Source organism: Streptomyces afghaniensis (assembly GCF_044327915.1).
GTDB lineage: Bacteria > Actinomycetota > Actinomycetes > Streptomycetales > Streptomycetaceae > Streptomyces > Streptomyces afghaniensis.
In genome coordinates this window covers 608497-624898 of record NZ_JBIRGJ010000004.1, presented here as the reverse complement: position 1 = coordinate 624898, position 16402 = coordinate 608497, and the positions used below count along the sequence as shown (strand labels likewise).

The 16402-nt window shown below is 71.3% G+C and carries 12 protein-coding genes; 2 read left to right on the top strand and 10 right to left on the bottom strand.

The window, feature by feature from the left end; genetic code table 11:
* Positions 1 to 16: 16 nt before the first annotated feature.
* The 7 genes from ACH4G3_RS17335 to solA form a co-directional block, all read right to left on the bottom strand.
* Entirely contained in the window at positions 17 to 1372 is a 1356-nt protein-coding gene (locus ACH4G3_RS17335; RefSeq protein ID WP_397625266.1) for an aminotransferase class III-fold pyridoxal phosphate-dependent enzyme, read from the bottom strand.
* Positions 1369 to 2235 carry an ABC transporter permease gene (locus tag ACH4G3_RS17330; RefSeq protein ID WP_397625265.1) on the bottom strand — a complete coding sequence of 289 codons (867 nt, stop codon included), beginning with the start codon at positions 2233 to 2235 and terminating at the stop codon, positions 1369 to 1371. Before ACH4G3_RS17330 ends, ACH4G3_RS17335 begins: the two co-directional genes overlap by 4 nt.
* Positions 2232 to 3125, bottom strand: coding sequence for an ABC transporter permease (locus ACH4G3_RS17325; RefSeq protein ID WP_397625264.1), 894 nt, complete (start codon positions 3123 to 3125; stop codon positions 2232 to 2234). The genes ACH4G3_RS17330 and ACH4G3_RS17325 overlap by 4 nt, the downstream gene beginning before the upstream one ends.
* Before the next feature lie 3 nt (positions 3126 to 3128).
* Positions 3129 to 4268: an ABC transporter ATP-binding protein gene (locus ACH4G3_RS17320; RefSeq protein WP_397625263.1), complete on the bottom strand. Its 1140-nt coding sequence runs from the start codon at positions 4266 to 4268 to the stop codon at positions 3129 to 3131.
* Entirely contained in the window at positions 4261 to 5364 is a 1104-nt protein-coding gene (locus tag ACH4G3_RS17315) for an ABC transporter substrate-binding protein (protein ID WP_397625262.1), read from the bottom strand. Before ACH4G3_RS17315 ends, ACH4G3_RS17320 begins: the two co-directional genes overlap by 8 nt.
* Before the next feature lie 78 nt (positions 5365 to 5442).
* The gene (locus tag ACH4G3_RS17310) at positions 5443 to 6414 is read right to left on the bottom strand and encodes a succinylglutamate desuccinylase/aspartoacylase family protein (RefSeq protein WP_397625261.1); all 972 of its coding nucleotides are present in this window, start codon (positions 6412 to 6414) and stop codon (positions 5443 to 5445) included.
* A 149-nt stretch (positions 6415 to 6563) separates the two neighbouring features.
* Positions 6564 to 7700 (bottom strand): N-methyl-L-tryptophan oxidase, encoded by a 1137-nt coding sequence (gene solA, locus ACH4G3_RS17305; protein ID WP_397625260.1) that lies wholly within the window; start codon positions 7698 to 7700, stop codon positions 6564 to 6566.
* Positions 7701 to 7980: 280 nt separating this feature from the next.
* On the opposite strand from solA, the gene ACH4G3_RS17300 reads away from it, so the two are divergent.
* Positions 7981 to 8727 carry an IclR family transcriptional regulator gene (locus ACH4G3_RS17300; protein WP_397625510.1) on the top strand — a complete coding sequence of 249 codons (747 nt, stop codon included), beginning with the start codon at positions 7981 to 7983 and terminating at the stop codon, positions 8725 to 8727.
* Positions 8728 to 8966: 239 nt separating this feature from the next.
* On the opposite strand, the gene ACH4G3_RS17295 is transcribed toward ACH4G3_RS17300, so the two are convergent.
* Genes ACH4G3_RS17295 through ACH4G3_RS17285 form a run of 3 tightly spaced genes read right to left on the bottom strand, consistent with a single transcriptional unit; the run spans position 8967 to position 14544 of the window.
* Positions 8967 to 10406, bottom strand: a complete 1440-nt coding sequence (locus ACH4G3_RS17295) for an NAD-dependent succinate-semialdehyde dehydrogenase (protein WP_397625259.1) — start codon at positions 10404 to 10406, stop codon at positions 8967 to 8969.
* Positions 10403 to 13279, bottom strand: coding sequence for an FAD-binding and (Fe-S)-binding domain-containing protein (locus ACH4G3_RS17290; RefSeq protein WP_397625258.1), 2877 nt, complete (start codon positions 13277 to 13279; stop codon positions 10403 to 10405). The genes ACH4G3_RS17295 and ACH4G3_RS17290 overlap by 4 nt, the downstream gene beginning before the upstream one ends.
* Positions 13276 to 14544, bottom strand: coding sequence for an aspartate aminotransferase family protein (locus tag ACH4G3_RS17285; RefSeq protein ID WP_397625257.1), 1269 nt, complete (start codon positions 14542 to 14544; stop codon positions 13276 to 13278). The genes ACH4G3_RS17290 and ACH4G3_RS17285 overlap by 4 nt, the downstream gene beginning before the upstream one ends.
* 227 nt (positions 14545 to 14771) lie before the next feature.
* On the opposite strand from ACH4G3_RS17285, the gene ACH4G3_RS17280 reads away from it, so the two are divergent.
* On the top strand, positions 14772 to 16394 hold the full coding sequence (locus ACH4G3_RS17280; RefSeq protein WP_397625256.1) for a PucR family transcriptional regulator: 1623 nt from the start codon (positions 14772 to 14774) through the stop codon (positions 16392 to 16394).
* Positions 16395 to 16402: the final 8 nt, after the last annotated feature.

The following is a 16402-nucleotide window of genomic DNA, read 5'->3' as shown; positions in this document are numbered from 1 at the left end:
CTTTCGAAAAGGTGGATCAAAGGCGGGCGGAGGCCTCGTCGAGGGTGTCCGCGATGATGTCGGCGATACGGTCGAGGAGCCCGCGGTCGCTGATCAGCGGGGGCGCGATCTGCACCAGCGGGGCGGCACGGTTGTAGACGCGGGCGAGCAGCCCGGCCTCGCGCAGCCGGCGCGGGATCAGGTCGGCGACGAGCGCGGCGCGCGCGGTGTCGCCGAAGCCGCCGCCGTCGAGGTCGCCGACGAGTTCGAGGGCGTAGAAGAATCCGGCGCCGCGGACGTCACCCACGATCGGCAGCTCGCCCAGGGACGCCATGCGCCGGGCGAGGTGGCCCTGGTGGCCGCGGACGTTCTCCAGGATCCGGTCCCGCTCCATGATGTCCAGGCTGCGCAGGGCGATGGCCGCGCTCAGCGGGTGGCCGCTGAAGGTGTAGCCGTGGTTGAGGACCTCGCCGGGCTGATTGATCGCCTCGGCGACGCGGTCCGAGACCAGGGTCGCGCCCATGGGGGCATAGCCGGCGGTAATGCCCTTTGCGACGGTGACAATGTCCGGGCGAGCCCCGTAGCACTCGCCGCCGAACCACTCCCCCAGCCGGCCGAAGGCGGTGATGACCTCGTCGGCGACCAGCAGGAAGCCGTAGCGGTCGGCCAGTCGGCGCAGGCCCTGCCAGTAGCCCTCCGGCGGGGTGATGCAGCCGCCCCGGTTCTGCACCGGCTCGGCGATGAGCATGGCGACGCTCTCCGGTCCGGCCGCGAGGACCGTGGCCTCCACGTCGGCGAGCAGGTACTCGGTGAAGGCCGCCTCGTCGAGGGGCTGTTGCAGGGCGGCCCGGTTGGTGTTGGCGACGAAGTGGGTCTCCACGGCGGGCGGCCCGTACGGCTCGGTGAGGCCGGGGTCGTCGGTGAAGGACAGCGCCCCGAGGGTGAGGCCGTGGTAGGCGCCGCGCCTGGCGATGGCCTTGGTCCGGCCCGCTTCGCCGCGCAGGGTGTGGTACCTGCGGGCGATCTTCCAGGCGGTCTCGACGGCTTCGGCGCCGCCGCCGCTGAAGAAGACGTGCTCGATGCCGTCGGGGGCCAGGGCGGCGAGGCGCTCCGCGAGAGCCAGGCCGGTGGGGTGCGCGGAATCCGACCACAGGGGGCTGTAGCAGAGTTCGCGCAGTTGCTTCTGGGCCGCTTCGGCGATCTCGTCGGCGTAGGAGTAGCCGATCTGGCAGCAGTAGAGCCCGGACAGGCCGTCGATGTAGCGGTTGCCGGCCGCGTCGTCGACGTAGGGGCCCTCACCGTGGCGCACGACGAAGAGGTCCTTGCCGGGCTTCGCGAGCGATCCGTTGGCGGTCATGTTCAGCAGCAGGTGCCGCTGAGCGGTGGTGGTCATACGGGCTCACCTCCGGGCGTGGCGATCCCTGTCGCGGTCTCGACCGACAGCAGGGAGTCCTGCCGTCCCGAGCCGAGCCAGCGCACCAGGGCCACGAGGGCGAGGGCGAGGAACGCGCCCGCGATGAGGATCGCGCTGATCGCCGTGACGCTGGGGTCGATGTCGAAGGTCAGGGAGTTGTAGATCTGCACCGGCAGGGTGACGGTGTCGACGGAGGACAGGAACTGGGAGATGTAGAACTCGTCGAAGCTGGTGATGAAGGAGAAGATCGCTGCCGCGATCATGCCGGGGGCGGCCAGGGGGAAGGTGATGCGCCGGGCGATGGTCAGCCGGCCGGCGCCCATGCTGGCCGCGGCGTCCTCCAGCCGTTCGTCGATGCCGCGCAGGGTCGCGATCAGGATCAGCACCGCGATCGGTGAGGCCAGCACGGTGTGGCCGAGGGCGATCGCGATCGGGCTGCCCAGCATCGAGGCGGGTTCGAAGAGCAGGAACAGGCCTAGGGCGGTGACGATCTGGGGGATGAGCAGGGGGCCGAGGACCAGGGCGTAGACGGCGGAGCGCAGCGGGAGTTCGCTGCGGGTCAGCGCAGTCGCCGCGGTCACACCGATGACCAGCGAGAACACGGTGCTCAGGCAGGCCACCAGCGCACTCATCGACATCGCGGCCAGCCATTTACTGCCGTCGGCGAACAGCGACTTGTACCAGCCCAGCGTCCACGCTTCCGGCGGGAACGAGCCGAAGGCGTTCTTGCTGAACGAAGTGACGAGGATGACCACGATCGGCAGCGCCAGGAACAGCAGGATCACGGTGGCGACCGCCGTCAGGGCGATCCGCCCGGCGAGGGTCTTGCGCAGCTCCATCATGACGCGCTCCTCTTCTTACGGCTGGCGCCGAGGGAGGTGACGAGCTTGACCAACAGCAGTCCGGCGAAGGTCATCAGCAGCAGGACGACGCCCTCGGCGGCCGCCCCGTTCCACTGGTTCTGCTTCATCACCTGCTGGTTGATCAGGGAGGCGATCATCGTCTGGTCGGGGCCGCCCATCAGGGCCGGGGTGATGTAGTAGCCCAGCGACAGGATGAAGCTGAGCAGTCCGGCACTGGCCAGACCGGGGGCGACCAGGGGCAGGTAGATCCGGCGGAAGATGGTCACGCGTCCCGCGCCCATGCTGGCCGCGGCAGCCAGCAGCCTGCGGTCCACGCCGCGCATCACGCCGTACAGCAGCAGCACGGTGTAGGGCAGCATCACCGAGGTGGTGCCGATGACCACGCCGATCTCGTTGTAGAGCAGCTGGTACGGCGCCCCGGGGACCCACAGGTTGGCCATGGCCTCGTTCACCAGGCCCTTGTCACCGAGCAGGATGATCCAGCCGTAGGTGCGCACCAGGGCGCTGATGAAGTGCGGGACGACCACGATCAGCATGGCCAGTCCGGCCCACAGGGGCCTCAGCCGGGAGATCGCGTTCGCCAGGACGAACCCGAAGACGAGGCTGAACAGCGCCGTCTCCGCGGAGATCCGCACCGTGGTGAACAGCACGGAGAGGTTGATCCCCGTGAGTGCGTCGACGTACCAGTGCAGCGTCAGTGATCCGTCGGGGTTCTTCAGGCTCAGGAAGAGCGTGCTGAGGATCGGGTAGACGAACAGCACGAGCAGGTAGACGACGACGGGCAGCGCGTAGAGGATGCCGATCCGCGTTCTGCGGGAGGCCAGGAGCTTGCGAGGGCGCGCCGGGGCGCCCGCGAGGGTGGCGGCCATGGCTCACCCGCCCTGTTCGGAGAGGAAGAGGTTGACGTCCTCGGGGTCGGCGGTGATGCCGACCCGCTCGCCGGTGACGGGCCCGCGGCCGGCGGGTACCTCCAGACGAAGCAGGGGCGCGTCCCCGCCGTCGACCCGCACCCCGGCGCGGACCAAGGTGCCCACATAGGTGGCGGTCTCGACCGTGCCGGTACAGAAACCGTCGTTCGGTGCGCCGGCGCGCAGCCGGCCCGGCTGGACGGCGGCCTTGACCGGGGTTCCGGGGGCCAGGGCGTGTCGCCTGGCCGTCAGCAGACCGCCGCTGTGGTCGAGGCGGACCACGGTGTGGTCGTCGGTGTTCTGTTCCACGCGGCCGGGCAGGAAGTTCGCCGCGCCGAGGAAGTCCGCGACGAAGGGCGTCTTCGGCCGTTCGAACAGTTCCCTGGGTGTGTCGAACTGCTCGATCAGGCCGTTGCGCATCACGGCGATGCGGTCCGAGAGGACCAGCGCCTCTTCCTGATCGTGTGTCACGTAGATGACGGTCAGGCCGAGTTCCTGCTGGATGGCCTTGATCTCGACCTGGAGCTGGTCACGGAGCTTTTTGTCCAGGGCGCCCAGCGGCTCGTCCATGAGGATGACCGGCGGGCGGTAGACCAGCGCCCGGCACAGGGCGACGCGCTGCTGCTGACCGCCGGACAGTTCGCGCGGCTTGCGGCCGCCGAAGCCGGACAGGCCCGCGATCTCCAGGGTCTCCCCGACCCGCCTGCGGATCTCGTCCTTCGGCACTCCGCGGAGCGTGAGCGGGAAGGCGACGTTCTCACTGACCGTCATGTGCGGGAAGAGCAGGTACTGCTGGAAGACGAAGCCGAGGTTGCGTTTCTGCGGGGCGAGCCGGGTGACGTCGCGGCCTCCGACGGTGATGGTGCCGGAGTCGGGTTCGCAGAACCCGGCGATCATCATGAGGGTCGTGGTCTTGCCCGACCCGGAGGCGCCGAGGAAGGTGACGAACTCCCCGGCGGCGATCTCCATGGACGCCTCGTCGACGGCGACGACGTCCCCATATGTCTTGCGCAGGGCCACCACCGACAGCGCTTTGCCGGTCGCGGTGGGCAGCTTGCCGCCGGCCACCTTCACGGACGGTGTGACCACACCGAATTCAGCCACGAGCCCACTCCAACCAGCGCTTGGTGACGGCGGTTTCGTTCTTGAGCCACCAGTTGATGTCCGCGTCGAAGCCCTTGTCGTAGTACTGCGGCGCACCGGCGAGTGCGTTGCGCTGGTCCTCGGTGAGCTTCTCGTAGGCCACCGGAGAAGACGGGTTCGACGGGAACGCCTTGGCCAGGGCGGCCTGAATCTCGGGCCGTAGCGCGAAGTCCATGAGCTGGTAGGCGCCGTCCACGTGGGCCGCGCCCTTGGCGATGGCGTAGCCCTGGAACTGGCGGCGCATGCCGTTCAGTTGCCGGGCGACCGGGACGCCCTGCTTCTGCAGGTCCGCGATCCGGCCGTCCCAGACGGTGGACATCGTCACTTCCTGGCGGCTGAGGAGCACACCGGGGAGCGGGCCGCTGTCCCAGAACTTCTTGATGTCGGACCGGAGCCGGGTCAGCACCTTGAAGGCGCGGTCCAGGTCGAGCGGGTACAGCTTGTCCATCGGGACGCCGTCGGCCAGCAGCGCGAACTCCAGCTCGGGCAGGTCGGCGTCCGGGTTGCACATCGAGCGGCTGCCCTTGAACGCCCTGGTGTCCCAGAAGTCCGCCCAGGACTCGGGCTTGCGGCCGCCGAAGGCGTCGGTGCGGTACGCCATGCACTGGCCGTAGAAGCTGTTGCCGATGGCATGGTCGGTGATCTGGTTCGCCGGGATCCTGGCACTCTTCAGGCTCTTGAGCCGGTCCCTGTCCAGTGTCTCCAGGGCGTCCTGGGACCCGAACTTGATGTGGTCCATCATCGAGTTGTTGATGAGGTCGAACTGGGGGCGGCCCTGCTTGATCTGGGCCAGCATCTGGGTGCCCTCGAGGTTGACGACCTGGACGTTGATGCCGGTCTCCTGGGTGAACGGCGTGTAGATCGCCTTCTGGAGGGCTTCGCCGTAGGAGCCGCCGCTGTCGCGGACGACCACCGTCTTGCCGCCACTCTTGCCGCCGCCGGACGAGGCGCGGCTGGTGCCGGTGCCGCAGGCCGAGAGGGAGGGCAGGGCGGCGAGGGCGGCCAGGCCGCCGGCTCCGCGCAGGAGCGCTCTGCGACCGATCTGGGGATCACTCATGACAAATCTCCTGAAGTTGGCGCGTGGGGACCAGCTGTTCGGGGTGAGTGGTGGTTCGGGGACCTGTGGTGGTGCCGGTCAGTCGTGCGGCACCGCGATGGCGGCGAGTTCCGCGCCGGGGCCGACGGTGAGCCCGTTCATGCCGTAGAGGATCTGTCCGGTGGCGGTGGCGGTGACCTTGTGTTCGCTGCCGTCGGCCGGGTCGATGACGCGGCCGATGGTCTGACCCATGGTCACCTCGTCGCCGGTGGCCGCGTCCGGGTACCACAGGCCGGTGGCCGGGGAGACGACGGAGCCGGTCCAGACCCAGTCACGCGGCCGCACGGTCACGGGTGCGACGCGCTGCGGTGCCTCGATGACGCCGAGGTGGTGCAGGAGCCGGTACAGGCCGTCGAGCAGGGCCCGTGTCTGGGCGGGGTCGCGTTCGCCGAGCTGGCCGGTCTCGATGAGGATGGCCGGGATGCCCTGCCGGGCCGCCGCGGCGTGGCTGTTGCCGCCTTCGGCGTTGCGGCCGAAGAGGACGCGTTCGTAGCCGACGGAGTGGGCCATGGCCCGGGTCTTCGCGTCCAGTTCCGCGTCGGAGGTCAGGCGGTAGCCGACGAAGTCGAGCAGGGTCTCGTCGATGCCGCCGCTGTGCAGATCCGCGTAGGCGTCGGCGCCGGAGACGACGTTCTCGAAGAGCCAGGCCGCCAGCCGCTCGGTCGGTCCTCCGGCGGGATCGCCGGGGAAGACGCGGTTGATGTTGACGTCGTCCAGCGGGGACTTGCCCAGGCGGCCGTCGTACACGGCCGGCGGGTTGGCCACGGGGCAGATCACCACCTGGCCGGTGACGTCGTCCGGCTCCAGGAAGCCGCTGAGGCGGGTCGCCGCGTCGATGCCGACGAACTCGCCACCGTGGACGCCGCCGGTGATGACGACCCTGGGTCCGGGACGGGAGCCGTTGACGAGGACCAGGGGGATCTCGACGGTCGTGCGTCCGAGGTCCACGGGGACCGCCCCACGGACCTTGCGGCCCGGCTCGGCCCGCAGCGGGCCTACGGTGAGTGTCATGTCGTACCTCATTCAGGCGGTGGTGCGGCCGAGCGTGGAGATGAAGTCGATCGGCTGGGCGGTGCGGCCCTCCAGGGCGAGGTCCGCGGCGATGTCGCCCGGGGCGGGCGAGGGGTTGCGAAGCCCGTGGGCTGGTGGTCAGGGCCGGTTCAGGCCGTGGTGCGGCCGATGGTCGAGACGAAGTCGATGGGCTGGGATGAGGTGCCGTCCAGCGCCAGGTCGGCGGCGATGTCGCCGAAGGCGGGCGAGAGCTTGAAGCCGTGGCCGGAGAAGCCGGCGAGCAGTACGACGTCGTCGGCGCCGGGCAGCGGGCCGATCAGCGGGCGGCTGCTCTCGGTGTAGCCCTCCATGTAGACGGCCAGGCGGGTCGGGTCCGGGTGCAGGTCCGGCAGGTGGCGGCGGATCTGCTCGGTGAAGATGTCCAGTTCCTCCGGCTGGACGGTGCGGTCCAGCGCGTTGGGGTCGCCCACGGGCTTGTGCAGGGTGCGGGACAGGCCGAGCTTGACGGAGACGCCGTCCGGGGAGGGCAGTCCGTAACAGTGCGTGGGGGCGGTGCGGATGAAGGCCGGGCGTTCCTCACCGAACCAGGCGTCCGTGGTGGGCACGTACCAGGCGCTGATGAGGCGGCGGATCTCCACGTCCCACGGCAGGTCGGGCAGGAGGTCGTTCACCCAGGGGCCGACGGTGACGACGACGGTGTCGAAGTGCTCGCTGCCGGCGTCGGTGCGGATCTCGACGCCGTTCGCGACGGGGACGATCTCGCGGACCGGGGTGTAGCGGTGGATACGGGCACCCAGCTGTTCGGCGCGGCGGGCGGCGGTCTGGACGGTCAGCTCGGGGCGGATGAAGCCGGCGCGGCGGTCCAGCACGGCCACGTCACCGTCCTCCAGCCGGTACTGCGGGAAGCGCTTGGCCAGCGTCTCGGCGTCGAGCACCTCATGGTCGAGCCCGTGCTCGGCGATGGACTCGACCACGGTGGCCATCTGCTGGTGCTCGGTGGGCCCCATCAGCAGGCATCCGGTCAGGCGGCGCAGCTCGCGGCCGGTCTCCTGCTGGAGCTGCTCCCACAGGATGTCGGCGTGCTTGAGCAGCGGGACGTACCGGGAGTCCTCGAAGTGCGCGCTGCGGAAGATACGGGTTTCGCCACCGGCGGCGCTGCGGTCGTGGCCGGGGGCGAAGCGGTCGTAGGCGACGACTTCCGCGCCACGGGCCGCGAGGCGCCAGGCGGCCTGGCTGCCCATGGTTCCCACGCCGACGACGGCGACTCGCTTCCTGGCAGCTGACACGGGGCTTTCCTTTCGTATCGCAGCGGCGCAAGCTGAGCCCCTGCGTGAGGCTGTTCGATTCGAGGTGGTTTGGGCGGAGGGGGCGGGTCCTTCGGAGGACCTCGGCTCACGAACGCCCTGTCTCGGACTTCCGGCTGCGCCCTCGGGACCTTCCGTGGAGCCGTGCCACATTGTGGTACGCTGTGCTAGTATCTGGCACAGAGAATGGCAGTGGGTCCCAGGGGAGTCAAGGGGTGTTCGCCAGGGATCCCGAGGATTAACAGGGGGAAACCGGATGGAAATGAAGAGCGTCACCAGGTCGCTGCGCATCCTGGAGGCGGTCGCCCAGCATCAGCCGGTCACCGTCGGGGAATTGACGAAGCTCTTCGGCCTTCCGAAGTCGACCGTGCAGCGCACCCTGGTCACGTTGGCCGAGGCCGGCTGGCTGCGGGCCAACCGCAAGGACACCACCCGCTGGGAGATCGGCGCCCGGGTCCTGGCCGTACGACCCGCCGCCCTCCAGGGGTCCAGCCTGTTCGCCGCAGCGCGCGAGCCCATGGTCCGCCTGAGGGACACGGTGAACGAGACGATCCACCTGTCGGTGCCGGACGCCCTGCAGTGCATGGTCGTGGTGGACCGCGTGGACTGCTCTCACGCCGTACGGACGTTCCACACCGTCGGCGACACCTCGCCCCTGCACGCCACCGCGACCGGGCGTGCCGTCCTGGCCCATCTGCCGAAGCAGGACGTCGAGGAGCTCGTCACACAGGGGCTGGAGCGCTACAGCGACGCGACGCCCACCGACCCGGACGAACTGCGGGCCGAGCTGGACCGGATCCGCGTCGACGGCTACGCGGTCAACCGCAACCAGTACCGGCCGGACGTCTGCGCGATCGCCGCACCCGTCCTCGACGAGGAGGGCACGCCACTGGCCACCGTGGCCATCTCCATGCCCGACTCGCGCTACGACGCGGACCGGCTGCCCGAGTGGGGCCGCCTGGTCGCCGACGCCGCCGCGGAGATCACGGGGCGCCGCCTGGGCGCCTGAACGAGAGTCCGACATCGGCAAAGGGCCGTCCCTCACGCGCCAGCGTGGGGGACGGCCCTTTCTCACGTTCGGATCACCGTGCACAGATCCTCGCGCCGGGCGTGTCGGCCGCATGCCCCGTGCCCGGCCGGGGGGAGGGGGAGGCCGGGCACGGGGTGACCCGCGTGCGGCCGGGGGGATCGCACGCGGGGGCTGTCCGCGCGATGCGCGATGGGGCGGGTCTCAGGGCAGGAACGCGGTCATCGCACAGGCACTGCGACGTACTGGTACTCCAGGAACTCCTCGATCCCGACCCGGCCGCCCTCGCGGCCGAGGCCCGACTGCTTGACCCCGCCGAACGGCGCGGCCGGATTGGAGACGAGGCCGGTGTTCAGGCCCACCATGCCCACCTCCAGACCCTCGCTGACACGCAGCCCGCGGTCCAGACCCTGGGTGAAGACGTAACCGACCAGACCCCAGGGCGTGTCATTGGCGCGGCGCAGGACCTCGTCCTCGTCGTCGAAGGTGAGGATCGCCGCGACGGGGCCGAAGATCTCCGTGTCCATCAGGCGGCTCTCGGGGGATACATCGGTGAGCACGGTCGGCGGGTAGAAGCAGCCCGGCCCTTCGGGCGTCCGGCCGCCGACGAGGACCCGGGCGCCGCGCTCCACCGCGTCGGCGACGAGTTCCTCGACCTTGCCGCGTCCGTTCCTGTCGATCAGCGGGCCGACATCGACTCCGTGGCGCGTACCGGGGCCCACCACGAGCGCACCCATCCGCTCGGCGAGCCGCCGGGCGAACTCGTCGGCCACCGACCGGTGCACGAAGAAGCGGTTCGCGGCGGTGCACGCCTCGCCCATGTTGCGCATCTTGGCGACCATCGCGCCGTCCACGGCCACGTCCAGGTCGGCGTCGTCGAAGACGATGAACGGGGCGTTGCCGCCCAGCTCCATCGACGTCCGTACGACGGTGTCGGCGCACTGGGCGAGCAGGATGCGGCCCACGCCCGTGGAGCCGGTGAAGGACAGCTTGCGGATCCGGCCGCCGCGCAGGAGGGGTTCGCAGACCTCGCCGGCGCGGGAGGTGGTGACGACGTTCAGCACACCGTCCGGCAGCCCGGCCTCCTTGAGGATCCCGGCCAGGGCGAGGCTGGAGAGCGGGGTCTGCGGGGCCGGCTTGAGGATCATCGTGCAGCCCGCCGCGATGGCCGGGCCGATCTTGCGGGTGCCCATGGCCAGCGGGAAGTTCCACGGCGTGATCAGCAGGCAGGGCCCGACCGGGCGCCGGGAGAGCAGCATGCGGTTGCGCCCGTCGGGCAGGGTGCCGCAGCCGCCGTCGATGCGGACGGCTTCCTCGGAGAACCAGCGGAAGAACTCGGCGGCGTACGCCACCTCTCCCCTGGCCTCGGCGAGCGGCTTGCCCATCTCGGACGTCATCAGGTGGGCGAGTTCGTCCGTGCGCTCGAGGATGAGCTCGTAGGCGCGGCGCAGGATTTCGCTGCGGGCGCGGGGCGCGGTGCGTGCCCAGTCCTGCTGGGCCTGAACGGCCGCTTCCTCAGCGAGTTTGGCGTCCTTGAGACCGGCGTCGGCGACGTGGCAGAGGATCTCGCCGGTCGCGGGGTCGTCGACGGGCATGGTGGCGCCGTCCGCCGCGTCCACCCAGGCACCGCCGATGAACAACTGGTGCAGTACGTCGGTCATGATGTCTCTCCTGTTTGATCGGCGGCGGGGTCGAGGAGTTCAGCGAGGTGCAGGGCGCGGACGTCCCGGCCGTCGGCGAGGTGGTCGATCTGGGTGGCGCAGCTGAAGCCGTCGGCGACGACGGTGCGTCCGTCGAGCTGGTCGATGCGGGGTTTGAGGGCGAGGTCGGCGACGGCCATCGAGGTTTCGTAGTGCTCTGCCTCGAAGCCGAAGTTCCCTGCGAGTCCGCAGCAGCCCTCGGCCTCGTCGACGCCGCGTACGCCGAGCCGGCGCAGCAGGTCGGCGGGGCGGCGGCCCTTGAAGGTGGCGTACTCGTGGCAGTGGGTCTGCAGGACGACGTTCTCGGGCAGCGGCGGCGGGCTCCAGTCCCGATCGGCGAGATCGGTGAGGGCCCCGGTGAAGGTCTGGACACGGCTCGCCACGCGCTGGGCGGCCTCGGTGCCGAGCAGTTCGGGGACGTCCCGTTTCAACGCTGCCGCACAGCTCGGCTCGGCCACGATGATCGGCCGGTCGTCACCGTCGTCGAGCGCGGCGACCGTGCGGGCCATGATCTTGCGGGCGACGTTCAGCTGTCCGGTGCTGACCCAGGTCAGTCCACAGCACAGTCCCTCCTGCGGCGCGCAGGGGATACCGGCGTCGGCCAGCACCCGGCTCGCGGCTCCCGCGACTTCGGGACGGAAGGCGCGGGTGAAGCTGTCGACGAAGAGCACGGCCTTCGCCGGCTCTGCGGTTCCGGCCGCGCGCAGGATCTTGCGCAGGGCGCGGCGGGAGGCGAAGGCAGGGATCCTCCGCTTGGTCGTGACGCCGCCGAGACGGGCGAGGAGCTGGCCGACCGGCCCGCGCAGCAGTGCGTTGACCGGCCGGGCGGCGTAACCGGCCAGGGCGGAGGTCCTGGGCAGCCAGCCGAGCGAGTAGTGGGAACGGGGGCGCAGGCGGCCCTTGTAGTGCTGGTGGAGGAACTCCGCCTTGTACGTGGCCATGTCGACGCCGACCGGACAGTCACTGGAGCAGGCCTTGCACGACAGACACAGATCGAGGGCGTCCTTGACCTCGGTCGAGCGCCAGCCGTCCCGCACGGCCTCACCGCGGACCATCTCCTGGAGCATGCGGGCCCGGCCGCGGGTGGAGTCGTTCTCCTCGCCCGTGGCCCGGTAGCTCGGGCACATCACCCCGCCCGCGTCACTGCGGCAACGACCGACACCGACGCAGCGGCGCACGGCGCCCCCGAAACCGTCCTCGTCGTGGGGGAAGCCGAAGGTCGTGTCCAGCAGCGGGAGTTCCCGCAGCGCGAGGTCGGCGTCCAAGGGAGCCGGGTCGACGATCACGCCGGGGTTGAGCAGCCCGTCGGGGTCGAAGGTCTTCTTGAACGCGGCGAACGCGGCGATCATGCGGTGGCTGTACATGACCTCCAGCAGTTCGCTGCGGGCGCGTCCGTCGCCGTGCTCTCCCGACAGCGTGCCGCCGTGCCCGACGACCAGTGCGGCCGCCTCGGTGACGAAGCGCCGCATGACCGTCCGGCCGGCCTCGGTCGCCGGGTCGAAGTCGATGCGCACGTGGACGCATCCCGCGCCGAAGTGCCCGTACAGCACGCCCGTCAGCTGGTGCGCGGTCAGCAGCTTGCGGAAGTCGCGCAGGTAGGCGGCCAGGTTCTCCGGGGCGACGGCCGCGTCCTCCCAGCCGGGCCAGGACTCGCCGCCGTCCACGAGCCGGGCGGCCAGCCCCGCCCCGTCCTCGCGCACCCGCCACAGCGAACGCCGCTCGGCCGGGCTCTCCACGACCCGGCCGCCGGTCATCCGCCCCCGGGCCTTGAGAGCGTCGAGGAGCTCTGCGGCGCGGGCGTTCACCGCGTCCTGGTCGTCGCCTTCGAGTTCGACGTACAGCCAGGCCCGCCCCTCGGGCAGGCCGGTGACGGAGTCCGGGCCGCGGCGGGCACGCATGGTGGCGACGATCGCCTCGTCCATGCCCTCCACCGCACTGGGCGACCAGCGCAGGATCTCCGGCACGTCCTCGGCCGCCTCGACCACGTCCTCGTAGCCGAGCGTCAGCAGTGTGGATGCCTGTGCGGTCGCCACCAGGCGGACCGTCGCGGCGGTGACGACCGCACAGGTGCCTTCGGTGCCCACGAGCGCGCGGGCCATGTCGAAGCCGTTCTCGGGCAGCAGGTGCTGCAGCTGGAAGCCGGAGACCTGACGCGGGATCCGGCCCAGCTCGGTGCGGATCAGCGCCAGGTTGTCCTCGACCAGCCGCCTGAGGTCGGATTCGAGCCGGGCGACGCGCCGTACGGCCTCCGCGTCGCCCGGCTCTGCGGCACGCAGCCCGGAGTGGTCGGCGACGGCCCGCACGCCGTCGGCTGTCACGATCTCCAGGGCCTCGACGTGGCCGCTGGTGCGCCCGTCGCGCACCGACCGGTTGCCGCACGCGTCGTTGCCGATCATGCCGCCGAGGGTGCAGCGGCTGTGCGAGGACGGATCCGGCCCGAAGTCGAGCCCGTGCGGGGCGGTCGCGCCGCGCAGCGCGTCGAGGACGACACCGGCCTCGACCCGCGCGGTGCGCGCCTCCTCGTCGATGTCCAGGATCCGGTTCATGTACCGGGAGAAGTCCAGGACGACTCCCAGCCCGACCGCGTTGCCGGCCATGCTGGTGCCGCCGCCCCGGGCGGTGACCGGGACGCCCGCCTCACGGCAGGCCCGCAGCACCGCGACCACGTCGTCGGCGGTGCGCGGGAAGGCCACGGCTCTCGGCAGCACGCGGTAGTTGGAGGCGTCGTAGGCGTAGGGGCCCGTCGCTCCCGGGCCGGTCTCCACCCGCAGACCGGGCGCGATCTCGGCGATCCGGGCCGTCAGACCCGCCAGGTCGCGGGTGGCGGTGGTCATCGGTCCGCCGCTCCCGCGGTGCCGGCCTCGACGGCGTTCGCCCAGGCCTGGAGACCCTCGTCCACGCCCGCCTCGTCGATGACGAGCGCCGGGATCATGCGGACCACCTGGTTCCAGGCGCCGCACAGCAGCAGGAGCAGGCCCTCGTCGATGGCGGCGCGCTGCACGCGGGCGGCGGTCTCCGGGTCGGGGCTGCCGTCCTCGGTGACGAACTCGGTGGCGAGCATGAGGCCGAGGCCGCGGACGTCGCCGATGCCCGGGGTCCGGTCGGCCACCGCCTCCAGGCCGTGGCGCAGCCGCTCGCCCATCGCCTCGGCGTTCTCGACGAGCTTCTCGTCGCGGACGACGTCGAGGGTCGCGCAGGCCGCGGCGCAGGCGACGGCGTTGGCGCCGTACGTGCCGCCCTGCGAGCCGGGCCACGCCTTGGCCATCAGCTCCTCGGAGGCGGCGATGCCGGAGAGCGGGAAGCCGCTGGCCAGGCCCTTGGCGGTGACGAGGATGTCCGGGGTGACGCCGAAGTGGTCGTGTCCCCAGAAGCGTCCGGTGCGGCCGACGCCGGTCTGCACCTCGTCGAAGATCAGCAGGAAGCCGTGCCGGTCCGCCCGCTCGCGCAGCCCCTCGATGAAGGCGCGGTTCGCGGGCACGTAGCCGCCCTCACCGAGCACCGGCTCGACGATGATCGCGGCCGTGTCGGCGGGCGACGAGATCGTCTGGAGGGTGTAGTCGAGCTCCTTGAGGGCGAAGCGCGTGGCGGTCTCCTCGTCCCAGCCGTACCGGAAGGGCGTTGGGAACGGGGTGACGACCACACCGCTCATCAGCGGGGAGAAGCCGGACCGGAAGCGGATGCCGGAGGTGGTCATGGAGGCGGCGGCGACGGTACGGCCGTGGAAACCGCCGTGGCAGACGATGACGTTGGGCCGGCCGGTGGCCTGGCGGGCCAGCCGCAGTGCCGCCTCGACGGCCTCGCTGCCGGAGTTGGTGAAGAACAGGCTGTCGAGGCCGGCCGGCAGGACTTCGCCCAGCTTGTCGACGAGGCGGCGCAGCGGCTCGTGCATGACGGTGGTGTACTGGCCGTGGATCAGCGTGCCCACCTGCTCCTGCGCCGCCGCCACGACCTTGGGGTGACAGTGCCCGGTGCTGGTGACGCCGATGCCGGCGGTGAAGTCGAGGTAGCGGCGGCCGTCCTCACCATAGAGGTGGACGCCCTCGCCCCGGGCCGCCACCACGGGCGTGGCCTGGCGAAGGTGCGGTGACAGTGCGGTCATGATGTCTCCCGGCCGTACGTCGAGGTGTGGATGCTTGGCTCAGTTCCGGTAACCGAGCATCCAAGCCACCGCGAGGGGCGACAACGCGTGATCTGTCCAGCCGGAACGCGTTGTTCGGACGTTGTGTCAACCTCCGGACCCCTCGGGTCCCGCCCGCCCCTGCCGTGGACAGCTCTTGCGCAGGTCAGTGCCGCTTGTCAGAGTGACCGGGCGAGCAGGGAGTCACCGTGAACGAGAACGACCCGAAGGCCCCGGCCGGTCGCGCGCCGACCGTCGCCGACGTGCTGGCCCTGCCCGTCCTGGCCGCCGGACAGCCCCAGGTCGTCACCGGGCTGGCGTCTCTGGACCGGCCGGTGCGCTGGGTGCACATCACCGAGCTGACGGATCCGGCGTCCTTCCTCAAGGGCGGGGAGCTGGTCCTGACGACGGGCATGCCGCTGCCCGAGGACGCCGCGGGGGTCCGCCGGTACGTCGACGAACTGACCGAGGTGGGAGCGGCCGCCCTGGTCATCGAGCTGGTACGGCGCTACCACCGTCCGCCCGACGCCCTTGTCCAGGCCTGCCGCGCCCGGGGCCTCCCGCTGGTCACTCTCGCCCGGGACGTCAACTTCCTGGAGGTCACCCAGGTCGTCCACGCGCTCATCCTCGGAAACCAGGCCGAGGCGATGCGCCGGACCCAGCGGATCCACGAGGCGTTCACCGGGCTGACGCTGCGCGGCGCGGGGCCGGAGGACGTGGTGCGCGCGGCGGCGGAGATGAGCGGCCGCACGGTCGTCCTGGAGAACCTGGCGCACCAGGCGCTGATCTGCGAGCCGTCGGGGAGCACGGTGCAGGAGGCGCTCACCGGCTGGGAACAGCGCTCCCGGGCCACCGAGCCCGGCGACCACACACAGGTGGGCGGCCCGGAGGGCTGGCTCACCGCGCCGGTCTCCTACCAGGGCGAACGCTGGGGCCGTCTGGCCATGCTCCGGGCTGCCGACGACGGGCCGGCCTTCGGGGCGGAGCACGTCACCGTCCTGGAGAGGACGGCGATGGCGCTGACCGTCGCCCGCCTCATCCACGCCACTCCGTGGGAACACACGGCCCACCGCAACGCCCTGCGCGAACTGGCGGAACAGCGCCACCACTCCCCCGCGGACGCCCGTGCCCGCTGCGCCGCACTGGGCCTGCCCACCGAGGACAGCCGATACGTGGCGCTCCTCGTCGACCTGGGCCCTGGTGCGTCGGGCACCGAACCGGAGTCCCGACTGCACCGGGAGCTCAGGTCGGCGGGGATCCCGGCCCTCGTCGGGGAGCTCTTCCCCGGCCGCCTCGGTGTCCTGCCGGCCCTGCGCGCCGCCCAGCCCTGGCGTCCGGTGGCCGAGCGCCTGAGCCGCGCCGCGCTGGGGCTGTCCCCGCAGGCGCTCGTGAGTGCCGGCTCGGAGGTGGCGGACCTCGCCGACATCCCCCGTTCCTTCCGGGAGGCGGCCCGCGTCATAGAGGCCACCCCGCCCGGCCAGCCCCTTCCCCCGGACCGCTCCTTCCACGAGCTGCCGGACATCGACCTGCGCCGCCTGCTGTACGCCCTGCGCGAGGACACCCGCGTCCAGGACTACACCGAACGGCGGCTCGGCCGGCTCATCGACCACGACACCCGGCACGGCACCGACCTGCTGACGACGCTGGGCCACTACCTCGACGCCGCCGGCAACAAGACCACCGCGGCCCGCCGCGGCGGCCTGTCCAGGGAGACCATGTACCAGCGTCTGCGCACCATCGAACGCCTCCTCGACACCGACCTCGAATCCGGTGAACGGCGCACCGAACTCCACGTGGCGCTCACGGCGTTGCGCGTGCTGCGCGCCGAGTGAGCGTGACC